Origin of the sequence: Paractinoplanes tereljensis (genome assembly GCF_016862435.1) — a bacterium.
GTDB lineage: Bacteria > Actinomycetota > Actinomycetes > Mycobacteriales > Micromonosporaceae > Actinoplanes > Actinoplanes tereljensis.
In genome coordinates, this window is the sequence record NZ_BOMY01000022.1 from 573,850 (window position 1) to 591,328 (window position 17,479).

A 17,479-nucleotide genomic window follows, 5' to 3' on the forward strand; every position below is an offset into this window, starting at 1 on the left:
CGGCCGGCGTAGCGGTCGTTAAGAGCGGACGCCGCTCGAGTGGAATGTAGATCTTTTGACTGACCGTTCGAGTGGGCGGTGGTTGACTCGCTGCCATGCCCATCAAGCGTTATGGAGTTCTTCGTGCGGCAGTTATAGATCGCCGGATCGAAACGAGCGATACGCCGCATTATCAAATACATTTACGGGCCGCCGGGGTCGACTATCGGGCCGCGGTCAACGTGCGGTCGCAGCAGCGGCCGCCCGAGCTGCTCTACGTGGGCGTGGACAACTTCGCGCACCCGATCCTGGCGCAGCTGCGCGGCCTGCCGGACGGGTTCACCGAGCTGGGCGGGCAGGCCGGTGGGCCGGCGCTCGACTACATCCGCAGCAATCTCTTCCAGCGGGAGACGATGCGGCCGGTGCCGACGGCCGCGCCGGGGCCGGAGAACGATCTCGGCGATTTCCTCGATCATTACGTGCGGCGGGCGCTCGGGAACGCCGAGGCCCGAGCATTCGTATTCGGGCAGGCCTGGGGACCGGAACCGACCACCCCCGACAAGGTATTTCATTTCTCGCCCGGTAACGGTGTTCATGACGTGCACATGAACCAGGGAAACAGCGGACGATTCGCCGGCGACGACGGGGTCTTCCAGGACGGCGGGCTGCTGCTGCACTTCCCGGACGACACCTGGGTGGCGATCTTCCTGGCCTTCCAGTCCCAGTCGTTCCACACCGACGACACCACCGGCCACCCGTTGCCGGAGATCCCGTCGCCCGGCCCGGCCCCGACGCCGGGACCCGGCGAGCCCGACCACCTGGTCCGGATCGTGGGCGCTCTCGCCAACCCGGTCGGCCCGGCCCCCGAGCCCGAGTCGGTCACCCTGCTCAACACCAGCCCGAGCGAGATCGACCTGACCGACTGGGCCCTGGTCGACCGGGCGGGCAACCGGCACCCGCTGAGCGGTCGGCTCCCGGCCGGCGACACCCTGCGGGTCGGCACGGCACCGCTGCAGCTGGGCAACCGCGGCGGCACGATCACCCTGCTGGACGCCCGCGGCCTCAAGGTCGACGGCGTCGCCTACACCGCCGACCAGTCAACCCGAGAGGGCTGGACGATCACCTTCTAGAGGTCGGGCCGGCCCGCCGGCCGCGGGCGCATCCGGGTCGGGCCCGCCCGCTGCGAGGGCGCGGCGCGGTTGGGCCGGGCCGCGCGGCGCGGTTGGGCCGGGCCCGCCCGGGGCGGGCGCGCGGAGCGGTTGGGCCGCCTGGCGGGACTGAGTGCCACGGGACCTTGGGTGGCGCGTACGGAAAGAAAGAGCGTAAGAGAACGGCCCCGCCGCAAGCGCGACGGGGCCGTTTTTCAGCGTGCGGGTCAGGCGTTTACCAGGTCTTTTTCGTTGGGGTCCTGGCCGGCCTCGGCCGCGGCCAGCTGCTTGGTCAGGCCCTCGCCCTCTACGTCTACGTTCGGGAGGATCTTGTCGAGCCAGGTGGGCAGCCACCAGGCCGCCTTGCCGAACAGGGACAGCACCGCCGGGACGATGGTCATCCGGACCAGGAAGGCGTCCACCGCTACGCCGAAGGCGAGGGCGAAGCCCAAGGTCTTGATGATCGTGTCGTCGGCCAGGATGAAGCCGGCGAAGACGCTCATCATGATCAGGGCGGCGGCCGTCACCACGCGCGCGCCGTGGCGCATGCCGCTGATTACCGCGGCGTTCGGGGCCGCGCCGTGCACGAACTCCTCGCGGGTGCGGGTTACCAGGAAGACCTCGTAGTCCATGGCCAGGCCGAACAGGATGCCGATCAGGAAGATCGGCATGAGGCTGATGATCGGGCCGGTCGAGGTGACGCCCAGCAAGCCGGCCAGATGGCCTTCCTGGAAGACGAAGACCACGGCGCCGAAGGTCGCGGCCACGCTGAGCAGGAAGCCGAGCGTTGCCTTGAGCGGCACCAGGATGCTGCGGAAGACCAGCATGAGCAGGATAAGGGCCAAACCGACAACGATTGCCAGGTACGGGACCAGAGCCTTGGTGATTTTGTCGGTCACGTCGATGTTGATCGCCGTGGTGCCGGTTACGGCCAGGTCGGCGCCGTCGATGTTGAGGTCGCGGATGGCGGTTACCAGGTTCTTGGTGGCCTCGTCCGTGCCGCCGCTGCCGGGGATCACCGTCAGCATCGCGGTGTCGCCGGCCTGGTTCATGGTCGGGCTGGTGACCAGGACTACGTCGTCGAGCTTGCCGATGATCGCCTGGGCGTCGGCCGCGGCGGCCTTGGTGGTGTTCTCGACGACCACGATCAGCGGGCCGTTGAAGCCGGCACCGAAGCCCTCGGCCAGCTGGTCGTAAGCCTTGCGCTGGGTGCTGTCGGGCGCCGCCGTGCTGTCGTCGGGCAGGGCCAGCTGCAGGTTCAGGGCCGGCAGGGCGACCACGGTGATCGCGCCGAGGGTGAGCACCAGGGCGAGGATCCGGTTCTTCAGGATGAGCCGGGCCCAGCGCTCGCCGAACGGCATCTTGCCGGTCGGCGGGCGCATCGTGGTGCGGTCCTTCTTCGGGAGCACCTTGCGGCCGGCGAAGCCGAGCAGCGCGGGAGTGAGGGTCAGCGTGATGATCACGGCCATCAGCACGGTGCCGGCGGCGGCCAGGCCCATCGCGGTCAGGAACGGGATGCCGGTGACCGACAGCGCGGCCAGCGCGATGATCACGGTGAGGCCGGCGAACACGACCGCCGAGCCGGCGGTGCCGGTAGCGCGGCCGGCCGCTTCCTCGCCGTCGCGGCCCTGGGCCAGCTCATGCCGGAATCGGGAGACGATGAACAGCGCGTAGTCGATGCCGACGGCCAGGCCCAGCATGGTGGCCAGGGCGCTGGTCGACGAGGACAGGTCGAAGAAGCCGGTGGCGATCTGGATGCCGCACATGCCCAGGCCGACGCCGATGGCCGCGGTGAGCAGCGGGAGCCCGGCCGCGATCAGGGCGCCGAACGTGATCACCAGGACGATCGCGGCGATGATGATGCCGATGCCCTCGGTGGACTGGCTGCTCTCGGCGACAACCGTCGACTCGCCGGAGAACTCGACCTCGATGCCGGCGCTCTCGGCGCTGCGGCCGGCCGCGAACAGGCCGTCCCGGGCGGCGTCGGTGACCTCGGTGGCGCCGACCGCGTAGCTGACCGTCGCGTAGGCGGTCTGCGCGTCCTCGGAGATCGTCTTGGCGGTGAACGGGTCGGCCACCGAGACGACCTGCGGGGCCTTCGCGAGCTCGGCGACGGCCTTCTCGATGGCGGCTTTCTGCGCCGTTCCGGTCAGCTTGGCGTCGCCGTCGACGGTGAAGACGACCTTGGAAGTGGTGCCGTCGGAGCCGGAGCCGAACTTCTCCTCCAGCACGTCGAGCGCGCGGGACGACTCGGTGCCCGGGATCGAGAACGCGTCGCTGGTCGGCCCGGACAGCGTGGCTGCACCGACCCCGAACAGGGCGAGCACGACCACCCAGAGCAGGGCCACCAAACTGCGGCGGCGGAACGAGAACCGGCCCAGCCGGTACAACAAGGTCGCCACGAAAACCCCCAGGCATCTGTTCAAGTGCGGCGCGTCGGTATCTCTTCGGCACCGCCACGGTAGAACTGAGCCTTGCCATCCGGCTAGTAAATAACTAGCCGGGCGGTAAGTATCACACTTACCCTCTGGCTAGTTTTTACGAGGCCGTGTCGATAGCATTACCGACATGGCACAGGGGGTGGGCACGCGCCCGCGCGGCGCCGGCCGCGCGCAGCTGCACGAGACGGCGCTGCGCCTGTTCGCTCGCGACGGGGTCGAGGGCACCTCGCTGCAGTCGATCGCCGACGACATGGGCGTCACCAAGGCCGCGGTCTACTACCACTACCGCAGCAAGGACGACCTGGTGCTGGGGGTGCTGGCGCCACTCTTCGAGGAACTCGACGCGGTCATCACCCGGGCCGAGGCGCACCGGGGGCGGCAGGCCCGCCTCGACGAGCTGCTCACCGGCATGATCACGCTGATCGTCGACAACCACTCGCGATTCGCGGTCTTCGCCGGCGACCCCTACGTCGGGCGGCTGGTGCTGGCCCACCACGACCTGATCCAGTGGTTCCACCGGATCGTGGCGGCGGTCGGGGCCGAGAGCGACCTGCCGGCCCGCACCGCCCTGCTGATCTTCCTGGGCGGCATGTCGGCGCCCCTCAAGGACCCCGAGATGGCCAGGCTTCGCCCCGCTGACCAGCGCGATCTCCTGATGGAGTGCGGCCGGAGGCTGCTGCAGGTCCGCCGCCGCTGACGTTGTGCGGCTCGGCGTGTTATCGCTAACAACTGGTTGCCGTCAGTGGCGTTGACACCTGCTTTGTTAGCGATAACAATGCTCGAACAACCCCGCAACGTCCTCACAACGCGGAGGTAACCCCCTCATGCTTGTTGACCCATCCGTGGCCTGCGTGGTCGGCGTCGACTACGGCACGCTGTCCGGCCGCGCGGTCGTCGTGCGCGTGTCCGACGGTGCCGAGCTCGGCTCCGCGGTGCACGATTACCGGCACGCCGTGCTCACCGAGAGGTTGCCCGGCGGCACCCCGCTCGGTCACGACTGGGCGCTGCAGGTGCCGTCCGACTACGTCGACGTTCTGAAGACCGCGGTGCCGGCCGCGCTGGCCGCCGCCGGCATCGACCCCGCGCACGTCATCGGCGTCGGCACCGACTTCACCGCCTGCACCATGGTGCCCACCCTCGCCGACGGCACCCCGCTGTGCGAGCTGCCCGAGTGGGCCGACCGCCCGCACGCGTATGTGAAGCTCTGGAAACATCACGCCGCCCAGGCCCAGGCTGACCGGATCAACGAACTCGCCGCGAAACGCGCCGAGCCGTGGCTGGCCCGCTACGGCGGGCTGATCTCCTCGGAATGGGAGTTCGCCAAGGGCCTGCAACTGCTGGAGGAGGACCCCGAGGCGTACGCGGCGACCGCGCGCTGGGTCGAGGCGGCCGACTGGATCGTCTGGCAGCTCACCGGAAGCTACGTGCGTAACGCCTGCACCGCCGGTTATAAAGGGATCCTCCAGGACGGGCAGTACCCGTCGGCCGAGTTTCTAGAAGCCTTGAACCCGGAGTTCCAGAACTTTGTCGCCGAGAAGCTAGAACAGCCGATCGGACAGTTGGGCAACGCGGCCGGCACCCTGACCGCGCAGGCCGCCGCCTGGACCGGGCTCCCCGAGGGAATCGCGGTCGCGGTCGGCAACGTCGACGCGCACGTGACAAGCGCGGCCGCCGACGCGCTCGACCCCGGTCAGATGGTCGCGATCATGGGCACCTCCACCTGCCACGTGATGAACGGCGACGAGCTGCGCGAGGTCCCCGGCATGTGCGGGGCGGTGGACGGCGGCATCGTCGCGGGGCTCTGGGGTTACGAGGCCGGGCAGAGCGGCGTCGGCGACATCTTCGGCCACTACGTCGACAACCTCGGCGACGAGTGGACGCACGCCCGGCTGACCGATCTGGCCGCGCGGCAGAAGCCCGGCGAGCACGGGCTGCTCGCGCTGGACTGGCACAACGGCAACCGGTCGGTGCTTGTCGACGTCGAGCTGTCCGGCCTGCTGGTCGGCGAGACCCTGGCCACCAAGCCGGCCGACATCTACCGGGCGCTGATCGAGGCCACCGCCTTCGGCACCCGCAAGATCATTGAAACGTTCACGGCGGCCGGGGTGCCGGTGCGGGAGTTCATCGCGGCCGGCGGCCTGCTGAAGAACGGCCTGCTCATGCAGATCTACGCGGACGTGCTGAACATGCCGCTGTCGGTGATCGGCTCGGAGCAGGGCCCGGCGCTCGGCTCGGCGATCCACGCCGCCGCGGCGGCCGGCGCCTACCCGGACGTGCGGACCGCCGCCGCGTCGATGGGCCGCGTGCACCGGGCGGTCTACCAGCCCGATCCGGCCGCGGCCGCGATCTACGACGAGCTGTACGCCGAGTACTCGGTGCTGCACGACTACTTCGGCCGGGGCGCCAACCGGGTGATGCGCAAGCTGCGCGCGATCCAGCGAGGGGCCGTGACGGCATGACGGCCCGCATCACGAAGGAGGGCGCGGCGTGAGCCTGGACGCGTCGATCAAGGAGATCCGGCAGCAGGTCGCTGACCTGCACGCCGAGCTTCCCCGCAACGACCTGGTGGTCTGGACCGCCGGCAACGTGTCGGCCCGGGTGCCGGGGCACGACCTGCTGGTGATCAAGCCGTCGGGGGTCTCCTACGACGAGATCACCGCGGACGCCATGGTCGTCACCGACCTGCACGGCAATCTGGTCGACGGGGACCGCAAGCCGTCCTCGGACACCGCCGCGCACGCCTACGTCTACCGAAACCTGCCGCACGTCAACGGGGTGGTGCACACCCACTCGACGTACGCGACCGCCTGGTCCGCCCGGGGTGAGGCGATCCCCTGCGTCCTCACCATGATCGCCGACGAGTTCGGCGGGGAGATCCCGGTCGGGCCGTTCGCGCTGATCGGCGACGACTCGATCGGTCAGGGCATCGTCGAGACGCTGCGTGACCACCGCTCCCCCGCCGTGCTCATGCGCAACCACGGCGTCTTCACCATCGGCCGCTCCGCCCGCGACGCGGTCAAAGCCGCCGTCATGTGCGAGGACGTGGCCCGCACCGTGCACATCTCCCGTCAGCTCGGCAACCCGATCCCGATCGCGCCGGCCGACATCGACTCGCTGTACGCCCGCTACCAGAACGTTTACGGACAGGAGCCCGCCGCATGAAGCCCCAGATCTGGTTCCTGACCGGCAGCCAGCACCTCTACGGCCCGGAGACCCTCGACCAGGTGGCCGCCCAGTCCGCCGAGATCCAGCAGCTGCTGACCGCGTCCGGCCTGAGCGCCGAGATCGTCAGCCGGCCGGTGCTCACCGACTCGGGTGCGATCCGGCAGACCATGCTGGAGGCCAACGCCGATCCCAACGTGCTCGGCATCATCGCCTGGATGCACACGTTCTCGCCGGCCAAGATGTGGATCTCCGGGCTGGACACGCTGCGCAAGCCGCTGCTGCACCTGCACACCCAGCACAACCAGTCACTGCCGTGGGCAACCATCGACATGGACTTCATGAACCTCAACCAGGCCGCGCACGGCGACCGGGAGTTCGGGTTCATCCAGGCCCGGCTCGGGGTGCCGCGCAAGACGGTGGCCGGGCACGCGGCCGACCCGAACGTGGCCCGGCGGATCGACGCCTGGATCCGGGCCGCCAAGGGCTTCACCCACCTGCGCAGCCTGCGGCTGGCCCGCTTCGGCGACAACATGCGGGACGTCGCGGTCACCGAGGGCGACAAGGTCGAGGCCGAGCTGCGGTTCGGCGTTTCGGTCAACACGTACGGCGTGAATGATCTTGTTGCTCTGGTCGACGCCGTGTCGCCGGCCGACGTCGACGCCCTGGTCGCCGAGTACTCGGACGTCTACGACCTGGCACCGACGCTGCGCAAGGACGGCGACCAGCACGAGTCGCTGCGCTACGCCGCGCAGATCGAGGCCGGGCTGCGGCAGTTCCTGACCGAGGGTGGCTTCGGGGCGTTCACCACCAACTTCGAGGACCTCGGCGGGCTGCGGCAGCTGCCCGGGCTCGCGGTGCAGCGGCTGATGGCCGACGGCTACGGCTTCGGCGGCGAGGGCGACTGGAAGACGTCCGCGCTGCTCGCCACGGTCAAGGCGATGGGGGCCGGCACCGGCAAGGGCACCTCGTTCATGGAGGACTACACCTACCACTTCGGGCCGGGCGAGCCCAAGATCCTCGGCGCGCACATGCTCGAGGTGTGCCCGACCATCGCGTCGGACCGCCCGCGCTGCGAGATCCACCCGCTCGGCATCGGTGGCCGGGAGGACCCGGTGCGGCTGGTCTTCGACGCGGCCCCCGGCCCCGGCGTGGTGATCGGCCTGGCCGACCTCGGCGACCGGTTCCGGTTCGTGGCCAACACCATCGAGGTGGTCCCGCCGGACGAGCCGCTGCCGAGCCTGCCGGTGGCCCGCGCGGTCTGGAAGCCGGCGCCCTCGCTGTCCACCTCGGCGGAGAGCTGGCTGACCGCGGGCGGCCCGCACCACACCGTGATGACCCAGGCGGTCGGGGCCGAGACGCTGCGCGACTTCGCCGACATGGTGCGCACCGAGCTGCTGCTGATCGACGAGCGCACCACGCCGTACGAGTTCGCCGACCGGATCCGCTGGAACAGCGCCTACTACCGGCTGTCCCGCCCGATGTAGGTAAGTGACGCGTCGGGCCAGAGGGCCGGGTCGAACACCACGATCCGGTCCCGGCCCTGCCGTTTGGCCGCGTACATCGCGGCGTCGGCGTTGCGCAGCAGCTCGCCGGGGGTGGTCCGGCCCGCGGCGATGCCGATGCTGGCACCGATCGAGACGCTGCGGCCGGACAGGTCGAGCGGTGTGTGCAGCGCGGCGAGGACTCGGTCGGCGAGCGCGGCCGGGTCGGGGCCGACGGTCAGGATCGCGAACTCGTCGCCGCCGAGCCGGGCCACCACGTCCTGCTGCCGGGCGGTGCCGCGCAGCCGTTCGGCCACCACCACCAGGGCCTCGTCGCCGCGTTCGTGCCCGTACGCGTCGTTGATCGGTTTGAAGCCGTCGAGGTCGATGTAGAGCACCGCGACCGGATCGCCGGAGCTCAGCGCCCGGTCCAGCGAGTCCTCGAACAGCGCGCGGTTGGCCAGGCCGGTCAGCGGGTCGTGGTAGGCACGGAACCGCAGGTCTTGCACTGCGGTGGAGAGGCGGCGGGTCAGCGACCGGTTCTCGGTCAGGGTGATCAGCTGCCGGATCACGACCACCAGCGCCAGCGCCAGGCTGAGCCAGTAGAGCGCCGGGTCTAGGTGCCGCCGGGCCAGCGGCACCGCCACCGCGGTCGCGAACGCCAGCGAGAACGGGACGTACGGCAGGAAGTTCCGGGCCCGGGTGCCGTCCACCAGGGCGTCGAGGCTGCCCAGCATCCGCCGGCGTGGCACCGACGCGGCCAGGATCGCGAACGCCAGGAACCACAGCAGGTCGGGAAGCGCGCCGAACCGGTAGTGCCCGTCGACGGCCTGGTAGGCGTAGCTCGAGTCGGCCGCGAACATGACCACCATGCCGATGGCGGAGATCCGCAGGGCCGGCCGCACCGTCGGGTGGGCGTCGGTGAGCACCAGCACCACGACGCTCACCACCAGGGCGTCGACCACCGCGTAGGTGACCGTGCCCAGGTTGGAAGCGCCGGCCCGGTATTGCGGGCCGATCACCAGGGCCCACAGCACGAACATCAGGGAGGTGCCGATCAGCAGGCCGTCCAGGAGCGTACGCAGGCTGGCCGACGGGCGCCGGACCAGCAGCGCCACCGCGATCGGGGTGCCGATCATGGTCACCGCGAAGAACGCGTTGGCGACGGCCGGAATGGGCACGTCGCCGTTCGCCGACCAGCCGGTGACCAGCCAGATCGCCTCGGCGACCATCCAGGCCAGCGCGGCCACACCGAGCAGGCCGATGCCGATCCGGAGCCGCCGGCCGGAGGCCCAGCGAGCCGCCCGGAACCAGAGCACGCCCATCGTCCCCGCCGAGGCACAGTCGGCGATCTGGCTCAGCCGGCCGGCGGCCACGTCCGACACCGGGGCGAGATGGACCACGGCCAGGTAGACCAGGACGGCCGCGACCGTCATGACCACTCTGTTCGTCACGGTGCGCGAGCCGCGGAGCACCGCGGCGAGCCGCCGGGTGAGCTCCGCCAACACGTTGGTTCCCATCGGCCGGGCCCCGGCCGACTCAAGATTTACGGCGGGCCAGCAGAATCCGCGCTATTCCCCGCAGGCCGACGGTGCGGCGCAGGGCGGCCGGGCCGAAGATGTCGCGCACCGGGTTGATGCCGGTGAGCATGCCGAGGAACCGGGTCACCCGGGCCGGGTCCTCGGCCAGGGCCGGGAAGAGCGTGTCGCCGGCCGGGTCGGGCCGGAACGCGGCCAGCCGCGCGGTCAGGTCGTACATCGGGCGGCGGCCGGCGTCGCGGCGGCGGTGATACTCCCGGAGGGCGAGGCCGTCGAGGATCGCCCGGCTCAGCCGGTCGGCGTCGCGCAGCGCGTTGCCGATCCCCTGCCCGGTGATCGGGTCCATCACCAGCCCGGCGTCACCGACGAGAGCCCAGCCCGGACCGTACGGCCGGCGGATCACCCCGGGCACGTCGATGGTCCCCCGGACGCGCTCGGCCGGCTGTGCTGCGGCGATCCGCTCGCCGAGCCCGGCGATGCCGCGGGCCATTCTCGGCAACCCGGCCGTCCGGGCCTCGGCGAACTTGGCCGCCGGCATACCGACGTAGACCAGGGTGAGCTCGTCGTCGGTGGGCCAGAGCGTCACCATCCGGTCGGGCCGCACATAGACCTCTCCCCCGGCCAGCGGCAACCCGGCGAAGTAGCCGTAGAGCACGCCGGAGGCCGGTGGCCGTTTCCGGTACTCACGGGCGCCGACCTCCTTGGCCACCGTCGAGTTCTTGCCGTCCGCGCCGATCACCAACTTCGCGGTCAGGGTGGTGGACCTGCCGTTCTTGAAGCGGCCGGTCAGGCCGGTCACCCGGTCGCCGTCGCGGGTCAGGCCCTCGACGATGAAGTTCTCCTCGACCGTGGCGCCGGCCGCCCGGGCGGCCGCGATCAGCCGGGCGTCCAGCACGGTGCGGCGCGGGCTGTAGACCCCATCGACCCCGTCGAACGACGGGTAGGCGCCGCGCAGGACCGCCGGTCCGGCGTCGAAGATGACCGTACGGGCGGGCGGGGTGCCCCGGGCGATGAGCTCCTCGAGCACGCCCCAGCGGCGCAGCAGGGCGACCCCGGGCAGCTGCACCTGATGGGTGGAGAGGGTGTCGCTCGGAAATCGAGCGCGGTCCACGGCCAGCACGCGCAGGCCGCCGCGGGCCAGGAGCATCGCGGTGGACGCGCCGGCCACCCGCGCGCCCACCACGATGACGTCGAAGTCCATAGCGCAACGTAACTGTCCGGCGCGGTTTCCGCTGCCCCGGTTTCAGCGGTCCAGCAGCTGCGCGAGGCCCGCGATGACCACGTCCAGGTCGAAGTCGAACTGCTCGGGGTCCAGGCCGATCCGGGCCGCGCTCAGGCGGCGGATCGACGGCAGGGTGCCGGGCGGGGCCTCGGCGAGCATCCGGTTCAACTCGGTGATCTGCGGGTGTTCGCCGTACCGGCCGGCCAGCACGGTGTTGCGGGCCGACGCGTACATCAGCTCAGCCAGCAGGCCGAGCGCCCGGCCGGCCTGCGCGTCGGTGAAGCCGGCCTCGACCAGCGAGCGCAGCAGGTGTTCGTTGGGCGCCAGGGCGGCCGGGCCGCTGCCGATCGGGAGCCGCACGTAGTCGAAGTGCGCGCCGACCGCGATCATCGACGCCCGGGTCTGATGGGCGATCGCCCGCACCATGTCCTGCCAGGTGCCGTCGACCGGCGTGACGGTCTCCAGCAGGGAGCTGAGCGTCTCGTGGGCGACGAGCTGGAGCAGGCCGTCCCGGTCGGTGACGTGGTAGTTCAGTGCCTTGCGGTCGACGCCCAGCCGCTCGGCGACCGCCTGCATGGTCAGGGTGGCCGGGTCCATGTCGCGGGCGGCGGCCACGATGCGGTCGCGGTCGATCCGGGGTGGCCGTCCCCGCCGTCGTGACTCAGACATGCCGATCAGCATATTGACCCGTACCAGCCGGAGGTTTTAGGTTTTCTCCCCACCGGGAAATAAACGTGAGGAGTCTCCATGCAGGTGGCAGGCAAGGTTCTCGTGGTCACCGGGGCCGGCAGCGGCATCGGCCGGGCGGTGGCCCTGGAGGCGGCCCGGCGCGGCGCCAAGGTCGCGGCCGTCGATCTCAACCCGGACACCCTGGCCGAGACGACCGCGGGGAAGGCGACGATCTCCACGCACCCGCTGAACGTCACCGACCGGGACGCGGTCGAGGCGCTTCCGGGGCAGGTGGCCGAGCGGTGGGGTGCGGTCGACGGCTTCGTGCACTGCGCCGGCATCATCCAGCCGTTCATCCGGCTCAAGGACCTCGACTACGCCACCATCGACCGGGTCTTCGCGGTCAACTGGTCCGGCACGCTCTATCTGACCAAGGCGTTCCTGCCGGTGCTGCTGGACCGGCCGGAGGGGCACATCGTCAACGTGTCCAGCATGGGTGGCTTCCTGCCGGTGCCGGGGCAGACCATCTACGGCGCGTCCAAGGCGGCGGTGAAGCTGCTGACCGAGGGCCTGCACGCCGAGTGCGCGGGGACGAACGTGCACGTCACCGTGGTTTTCCCGGGTGGGGTGGCCACCAACATCACCACGAACTCCGGGGTGCACATGCCGGCGGTCGACGGGGCCAAGGCTTCGAAGATCACCACGCCGGAACGGGCCGCACAGGACATCCTCAACGGGATGGAAGCCAACGCCTACCGGGTTCTGATCGGCAACGACGCCAAGCTGATGGACAGGATGTACCGGCTGCACCCGCGCCGGGCGGCCGCGCTGATCGCCGGCAAGATGCAGGACCTGCTCAACCGGTAGAAAGCGGCCCCCGCCCTGGAAACAGGGCGGGGGCCGTCGTACGAACTACTTGGTGAGCTTCTGGGTGTAGCTCTTCTTCGCCGAGGTGTTACCGGCGTAGTCCTGCGCCCAGTAGGTGACCACCAGGGTGCCCTTCTGGACACCGAAGTTCAGGGCCACCCAGTAATCGCCGAGCCGGATCGCGGTGACCTGCTGGGCCTTGGACTGCGCCTTGGCCTTCGAGGTCGTCTTGGTCCAGCGGCCGCCCGAGTAGTAGAACCACTTGCCCGAGCGCTGCTCGATGAGCTGGACCTTGACCGACTTCACGCCCAGGCCGGTGTCCTTCGCCGTGCCCTGCAGCAGGTACCAGGACGACGCGGACGTCGCCTTGCCCGGCACCTTCAGGGTCACGACCGGCTTGACCGTGTCGTTGGTGACCTTGACCGTTCCGGCCGTGACCGTGACACCGGCCCCGACGCTGTTGTACGGCGTCACCTTGACCGCGAACGAGCCGGCCTTGTTGTAGGTGTGCGACGCCTTCGTCCAGGTCGCCGGCAGGGTCTGCGGCGCGGAGCCGTCGCCCCAGTTCACGACCACCTTGGTGACTCCGGTCAGGCCACCGAGGCCGAGCGTGACGGCCTGGGTTCGCCAGATCGCCGTCTTGCTCAGCGAGTACTTGCCGGGCTGCGCGGCCACCGTGACGGTGGACGTGCCGGCGAAGGTCGCCGCCCCGCTGTTGCCGGCCAGGTCGGTGAGGGCCACCGACACCGGGAAGCTGCCGGCCTTCGCGTAGGTGTGCGTCGCCGTGGTGGCACCGGCCGCCAGGGTCTGCGGCGCGGAACCGTCACCCCAGTTGACCACGCGGGTGATCGACGCGGCCGGGGTCACGTCGTCGGCGAGCGCGGTCTGCTTCAGGGTGACCGCCTGGCCGGGCCACAGCGCCGTACCGGTCAGCGTGAACGTGCCGGTCGGCGCGGTGCTGTCGGCCTTGCCCGGGGTCGAGCGGAACACGCTGTCCGCGGTGACCGGCGAGTTGGCGGCCAGGTAGTTGACCAGCATGGTCAGGTCGTTGTCGCCGGTGGTGATCCGGTCGGTGCCCTTGCCGAGGGTGAGGAAGTTGTCGCCACCCGCGGCGAGGAACGAGTTCGACGTGACCCGGTAGGTGCCGGTCGGGTTGAGCACGGCCCCGTTGAACTTCAGCGAGGACGCGATGATCCGCGAGCCGCGCGGCTGCGCGAGGTCGTAGGAGTAGGTGAGCCCCTTCGACGAGCCGAGGTGCAGCACCGGCCGGGACGCGCCGTCCGGCTGCCACTGCTCCTCGAGCACCTGCTTGATCTGGGCGCCGGTGAGCGTCTGGGTCACCACGTCGTTCGAGAACGGCTGCACCGCGAACGCCGCGGAGTAGGTGACCGTGCCGTCGGTGCCGTACTTCAGGTCCGCCCGCAGGCCGCCCGGGTTCATGAAGGCGATCTGCGCCCCACCGCGGCCGGCCGCCTTGGTCTGGTCGAGCTGGACGTCGGCGATGAAGTTGCCGAGCACCGACTCGGACCCGCGGTCCTCCGCGCCGTTGAGGGAGGCACGCAGGATGTCGCGGGTGATCGAGCCGAGCTTCTGCGCGCCGAGCACCTCAGACTTGACCTTGGCAGCGGCCACGATGGCTGCGACCGTGGTGTCCGACGGCTGACCGGTCACCGGCAGCAGCTCGGCGGTCGAGCCGGTCACCGACTTGGTGGCCGGGTCGTAGGTCAGCACCGCCTTGCCCAGCTTGACGCCGTAGTCCTCGGCCTGGATGACCGGCCGGGTGCGGTCGGTGCCCGGGATCGGGACCTCGAACGCGTACGGCTGGTGGGTGTGCCCGCTGAGGATCGCGTCGATGTTGGCGTTGACCCGGGTGAAGTCGCCGAAGACCGGGTCGGCCTGCAGCGCCGCCGCCGAGTTGATGTTCTCGGTGGCCGCACCCTCGTGGGCGAGCAGCACGACCACGTCGGCCTCGCCGTTGGCGGCGTCACCGTCGCTGAGCTGGTTGGCCAGCGTGTTGGCCTCAGCCACCGGGTCGCGGAACTCGACGCCGGCGATGCCGTCCGGGCTGACCAGCGAACCGGTCTGCTCGGTCACCACGCCGATGTAGCCGACCTTGACGCCGCCCACGGTCTGCACCGAGTAACCGGGCAGCACCCGCCGGCCGTCCTTGTAGACGTTGGCCGCGAGGTAGGGGAACGTGGCCCGGTCCTCGACCCGGCCGACCAGGTCGGCGAGGCCCTTGTCGAACTCGTGGTTACCGACCGCGGAGACCGCGAGGCCACCGGCGTTCAGCGCGTCGATCGTCGGGTTGTCGCCGTCGATCGCCGAGACGAAGGTGGACGCGCCGATGTTGTCACCGGCCGACACCCACGCGGTGTTCGGGTTCTCCGCGCGCAGCTTGTTGACCATGCCGACCAGCTGGGCGGCGCCGCCGACCCCGGCGGTCGGCGCCTCGAGCCGGCCGTGGAAGTCGTTGATGGACAGCAGCTGCAGGTCGACCGGGCCGGTCAGGCCGGTCTTGAGGCCGATCACGACCGGGTCGTGGTCGCTGGCCCGGTACGGGTTCGGCGCGTAGAACGGCGCGTAACCGTCGTACTGGAACGCGTACGACTCGACCGAGTTGATGTTCCAGATGTCCACGCCGGTGACCCGCGACGCGAGCGACGAGGTGACCAGCGCGTGGTCGAGCGAACCCGACTCGCCACCGAACACGTACGACGACTTGCCCGGCGCGTGCGTGGTGTGCACGTCCTCATAGCCGGCGTCGTAGAGGACCTGCATCGGGTCCTCCTCGGTGTACGAGTTGAAGTCACCGAGCAGGATGGCGTTGGGCGTGTTCAGCGACGCGACGAAGGTGGCCAGGGAGGCCGCCTGCCGCTTGCGGTCACCGTTGTACGGGCCCTGCCCGTCCCCGGCGTCGATGTTGTCGCCGGTCGGGGTCACCGAGGCGCTCTTCGACTTGAGGTGGTTGGCGACGACCGTGAAGTCGATCGTGCCGCTCGTGAAGGTCTGCGCGATCGGCTCGCGGGCGTTCGACCACACCGTCTCGTCGTTGATCGACCGGGAAGCGCCCTTCGGGGTCACCGCGGCCGGCTTGTAGATGATCGCCGTGGTGATCACGTCCTGCGCGGTGGCCGCCGGCAGTTCGGCCGGGGACCGCACGTAGTCCCAGGTGCCCGCGCCGTCAACGTCGTTGAGCGCGCCGACCAGCACCTTGAGGGCCATCTGCGGGTCGTTCGGCTCGAACTTGACCGAGTTCTCGATCTCCATGAGCGCGACCACGTCGGCGTCCATGGCGGTGATCGCCGCGACGATCTTCGCCTGCTGCTTGGCCGCGGCGGCCGCGTCGACCGCACCGCGGGCGTCGCCACCGAAGTGGACGAAGTAGTTCAGCACGTTGAAGCTGGCGACCTTGATGTCGCCGCCCACGGCGGCCGGGGCCGCGGTGCGCGGGTTGGTGGCCGTGAACGTGGTGCGCGACGCCGCCGGGGTGTCGAACCCGACCGGGGTGGTCGGCTCGAACATCCAGTCGCCGTACTCGTAGCTGAACACGACCGGGCCGAACTTGGCGACCGTGTCACCGGTGCGAACCGGGTTGGCGGCGTCGAGGTACGGCGGGGCGATGGCGGCCTGCGAGAGGTTCGTGGTCTTCGCGTCGTCGAGCAGCACCCGCGCGTTCGCGTTGGCCGCCTTCTGCGCGAGCGCCTCGGTCGAGCCGGGGCGGGCGATGTCCGTCGGGATCCGGGCGGGCTTGGCCCCGGCGGCCAGGACGATCTCGCCGTACAGGTTGGCGTAGTAGGTGTCCGACACCGTGTACGCACCCGCGGGGGCGACCAGCATGCCCTCGACCGACTCGCGCGCGTCGGCGGCGAGCGGCAGGGTCAGCGGGACCGGGGCGGGCAGGGCCGCGTTGTTCGCGCAGATCTGCACGCCGGTCTTGGCCGCGATGCTCAGCTCGGTCAGGCCGTTGTACTCGCTGACCGTGCCGGTGACCCGCGCCTTGTCGCCGATCGCGACGGACGGCTGGTTGGTGCCCGATCCGACGTAGACGAAGATGCCGTCGGAGGCGGTACCGGCCGCGACCGGGCGGCTGCCGCCGGTGCCCGCGGTCTGCAGGTAGATGCCGTTGAAGCCGCCGGTGCGGTGATCGGCGGTGACGATGCCCTCGACGGTCACCACCGAGCCGGCCAGCGTGGTCGCCGCGCCGGTGCCCTGCACCTCGGCGATGGTGTTGGTGACGGCGGTGGTGCAGCCGACCGGGTCGGGGTCGGTGGGCTCGGTCGGCGGCGTGGTGGCCGTGTTGAGCGCGCCGAACGAGTTCTGCGCGGGGGCCTTCCAGACGCCGTCGATCTTCTGCAGCGAGTAGCCGACCGGGTCGGTGCCCGGCTCCAGCACGCCGATGTCGGTGCTGGTCAGCCCGGTGGCCGGGCCGCTGGTGGCGGCGAAGGCACCCTCGTAGCTGAGGAACTCGGCGACCGAGTTGTCCGGCTTGACCAGGGCGACACCGTCGGGCGCGCCGTTCTGGATGCCGTTGGCCGCGTAGGTCTGCACGACCACGCCGGCGGCCGGGACAGCGCCGCTGAGCGCGGCGGTGTTGTACGAGCCACCACCACTGCTGGCGTCGCCGTTGTAGAGCACGACCTTCCAGCCGGTCAGGTCGAACCCGGCGGGGGCCTGGATCTCTATCGCCTCACCGGAGTCGGTGCCCGCGTTGTCGTAGTGAATCTCGCTGATGAAGGGGGTGTCCTCAGCCGCGAAGGCCTGGCCGGTCAGGCTCAGGGCCAGCGCGGTGACAACAGCCACCGTCCCGGCGCGTCTATATAGGCGCATCTAAAAGTTTCCTCCGAAGGTTGTCGATCGGTGGAGAGTAATTACACCCGATGACAGCAGATTTTCGCGAAGGTAACGGGAACGCGGGCAAACATCGACGGAATTCGCCATATCGACCAGGTCATATGACGTTTCTCAC

The 17,479-nt window shown here is 70.3% G+C and carries 11 protein-coding genes; 6 read left to right on the plus strand and 5 right to left on the minus strand.

Features of this window, described 5'->3' with window-relative positions:
• The first annotated feature begins 95 nt into the window (after nucleotides 1-95).
• On the plus strand, nucleotides 96-1,109 hold the full coding sequence (locus Ate02nite_RS17790; protein WP_203806761.1) for a DUF2278 family protein: 1,014 nt from the start codon (nucleotides 96-98) through the stop codon (nucleotides 1,107-1,109).
• A 245-nt stretch (nucleotides 1,110-1,354) separates the two neighbouring features.
• On the opposite strand, the gene Ate02nite_RS17795 is transcribed toward Ate02nite_RS17790, so the two are convergent.
• A complete protein-coding gene (locus Ate02nite_RS17795) occupies nucleotides 1,355-3,529 on the minus strand; it encodes an MMPL family transporter (protein WP_203806763.1) in 2,175 nt (724 codons plus the stop codon).
• Nucleotides 3,530-3,695: 166 nt separating this feature from the next.
• Here Ate02nite_RS17795 and Ate02nite_RS17800 point away from each other — a divergent pair, with 166 nt between their 5' ends.
• From Ate02nite_RS17800 to araA, 4 genes are all read left to right on the plus strand, one after another.
• On the plus strand, nucleotides 3,696-4,265 hold the full coding sequence (locus Ate02nite_RS17800; RefSeq protein ID WP_203806765.1) for a TetR/AcrR family transcriptional regulator: 570 nt from the start codon (nucleotides 3,696-3,698) through the stop codon (nucleotides 4,263-4,265).
• 127 nt (nucleotides 4,266-4,392) lie between these two features.
• Complete coding sequence (gene araB / locus Ate02nite_RS17805; RefSeq protein ID WP_203806767.1) at nucleotides 4,393-6,027, plus strand: ribulokinase; 1,635 nt, start codon at nucleotides 4,393-4,395, stop codon at nucleotides 6,025-6,027.
• Between the two features lie 34 nt (nucleotides 6,028-6,061).
• On the plus strand, nucleotides 6,062-6,730 hold the full coding sequence (locus Ate02nite_RS17810; protein ID WP_203806885.1) for an L-ribulose-5-phosphate 4-epimerase: 669 nt from the start codon (nucleotides 6,062-6,064) through the stop codon (nucleotides 6,728-6,730).
• The gene (gene araA / locus Ate02nite_RS17815; protein WP_203806769.1) at nucleotides 6,727-8,217 is read left to right on the plus strand and encodes an L-arabinose isomerase; all 1,491 of its coding nucleotides are present in this window, start codon (nucleotides 6,727-6,729) and stop codon (nucleotides 8,215-8,217) included. The genes Ate02nite_RS17810 and araA overlap by 4 nt, the downstream gene beginning before the upstream one ends.
• Here araA and Ate02nite_RS17820 read toward each other — a convergent pair.
• The 3 genes from Ate02nite_RS17820 to Ate02nite_RS17830 are packed head-to-tail and all read right to left on the minus strand — an operon-like array spanning nucleotide 8,193 to nucleotide 11,643.
• The gene (locus tag Ate02nite_RS17820; RefSeq protein WP_203806771.1) at nucleotides 8,193-9,722 is read right to left on the minus strand and encodes a GGDEF domain-containing protein; all 1,530 of its coding nucleotides are present in this window, start codon (nucleotides 9,720-9,722) and stop codon (nucleotides 8,193-8,195) included. The genes araA and Ate02nite_RS17820 overlap by 25 nt on opposite strands.
• Before the next feature lie 31 nt (nucleotides 9,723-9,753).
• On the minus strand, nucleotides 9,754-10,953 hold the full coding sequence (locus Ate02nite_RS17825) for an FAD-dependent oxidoreductase (RefSeq protein ID WP_203806773.1): 1,200 nt from the start codon (nucleotides 10,951-10,953) through the stop codon (nucleotides 9,754-9,756).
• A gap of 42 nt (nucleotides 10,954-10,995) precedes the next feature.
• A complete protein-coding gene (locus Ate02nite_RS17830; RefSeq protein ID WP_203806775.1) occupies nucleotides 10,996-11,643 on the minus strand; it encodes a TetR/AcrR family transcriptional regulator C-terminal domain-containing protein in 648 nt (215 codons plus the stop codon).
• A 78-nt stretch (nucleotides 11,644-11,721) separates the two neighbouring features.
• On the opposite strand from Ate02nite_RS17830, the gene Ate02nite_RS17835 reads away from it, so the two are divergent.
• Nucleotides 11,722-12,510 carry an SDR family NAD(P)-dependent oxidoreductase gene (locus tag Ate02nite_RS17835; protein WP_203806777.1) on the plus strand — a complete coding sequence of 263 codons (789 nt, stop codon included), beginning with the start codon at nucleotides 11,722-11,724 and terminating at the stop codon, nucleotides 12,508-12,510.
• A 45-nt stretch (nucleotides 12,511-12,555) separates the two neighbouring features.
• On the opposite strand, the gene Ate02nite_RS17840 is transcribed toward Ate02nite_RS17835, so the two are convergent.
• Nucleotides 12,556-17,340: an ExeM/NucH family extracellular endonuclease gene (locus tag Ate02nite_RS17840; protein WP_203806779.1), complete on the minus strand. Its 4,785-nt coding sequence runs from the start codon at nucleotides 17,338-17,340 to the stop codon at nucleotides 12,556-12,558.
• Between the last annotated feature and the right edge of the window lie 139 nt (nucleotides 17,341-17,479).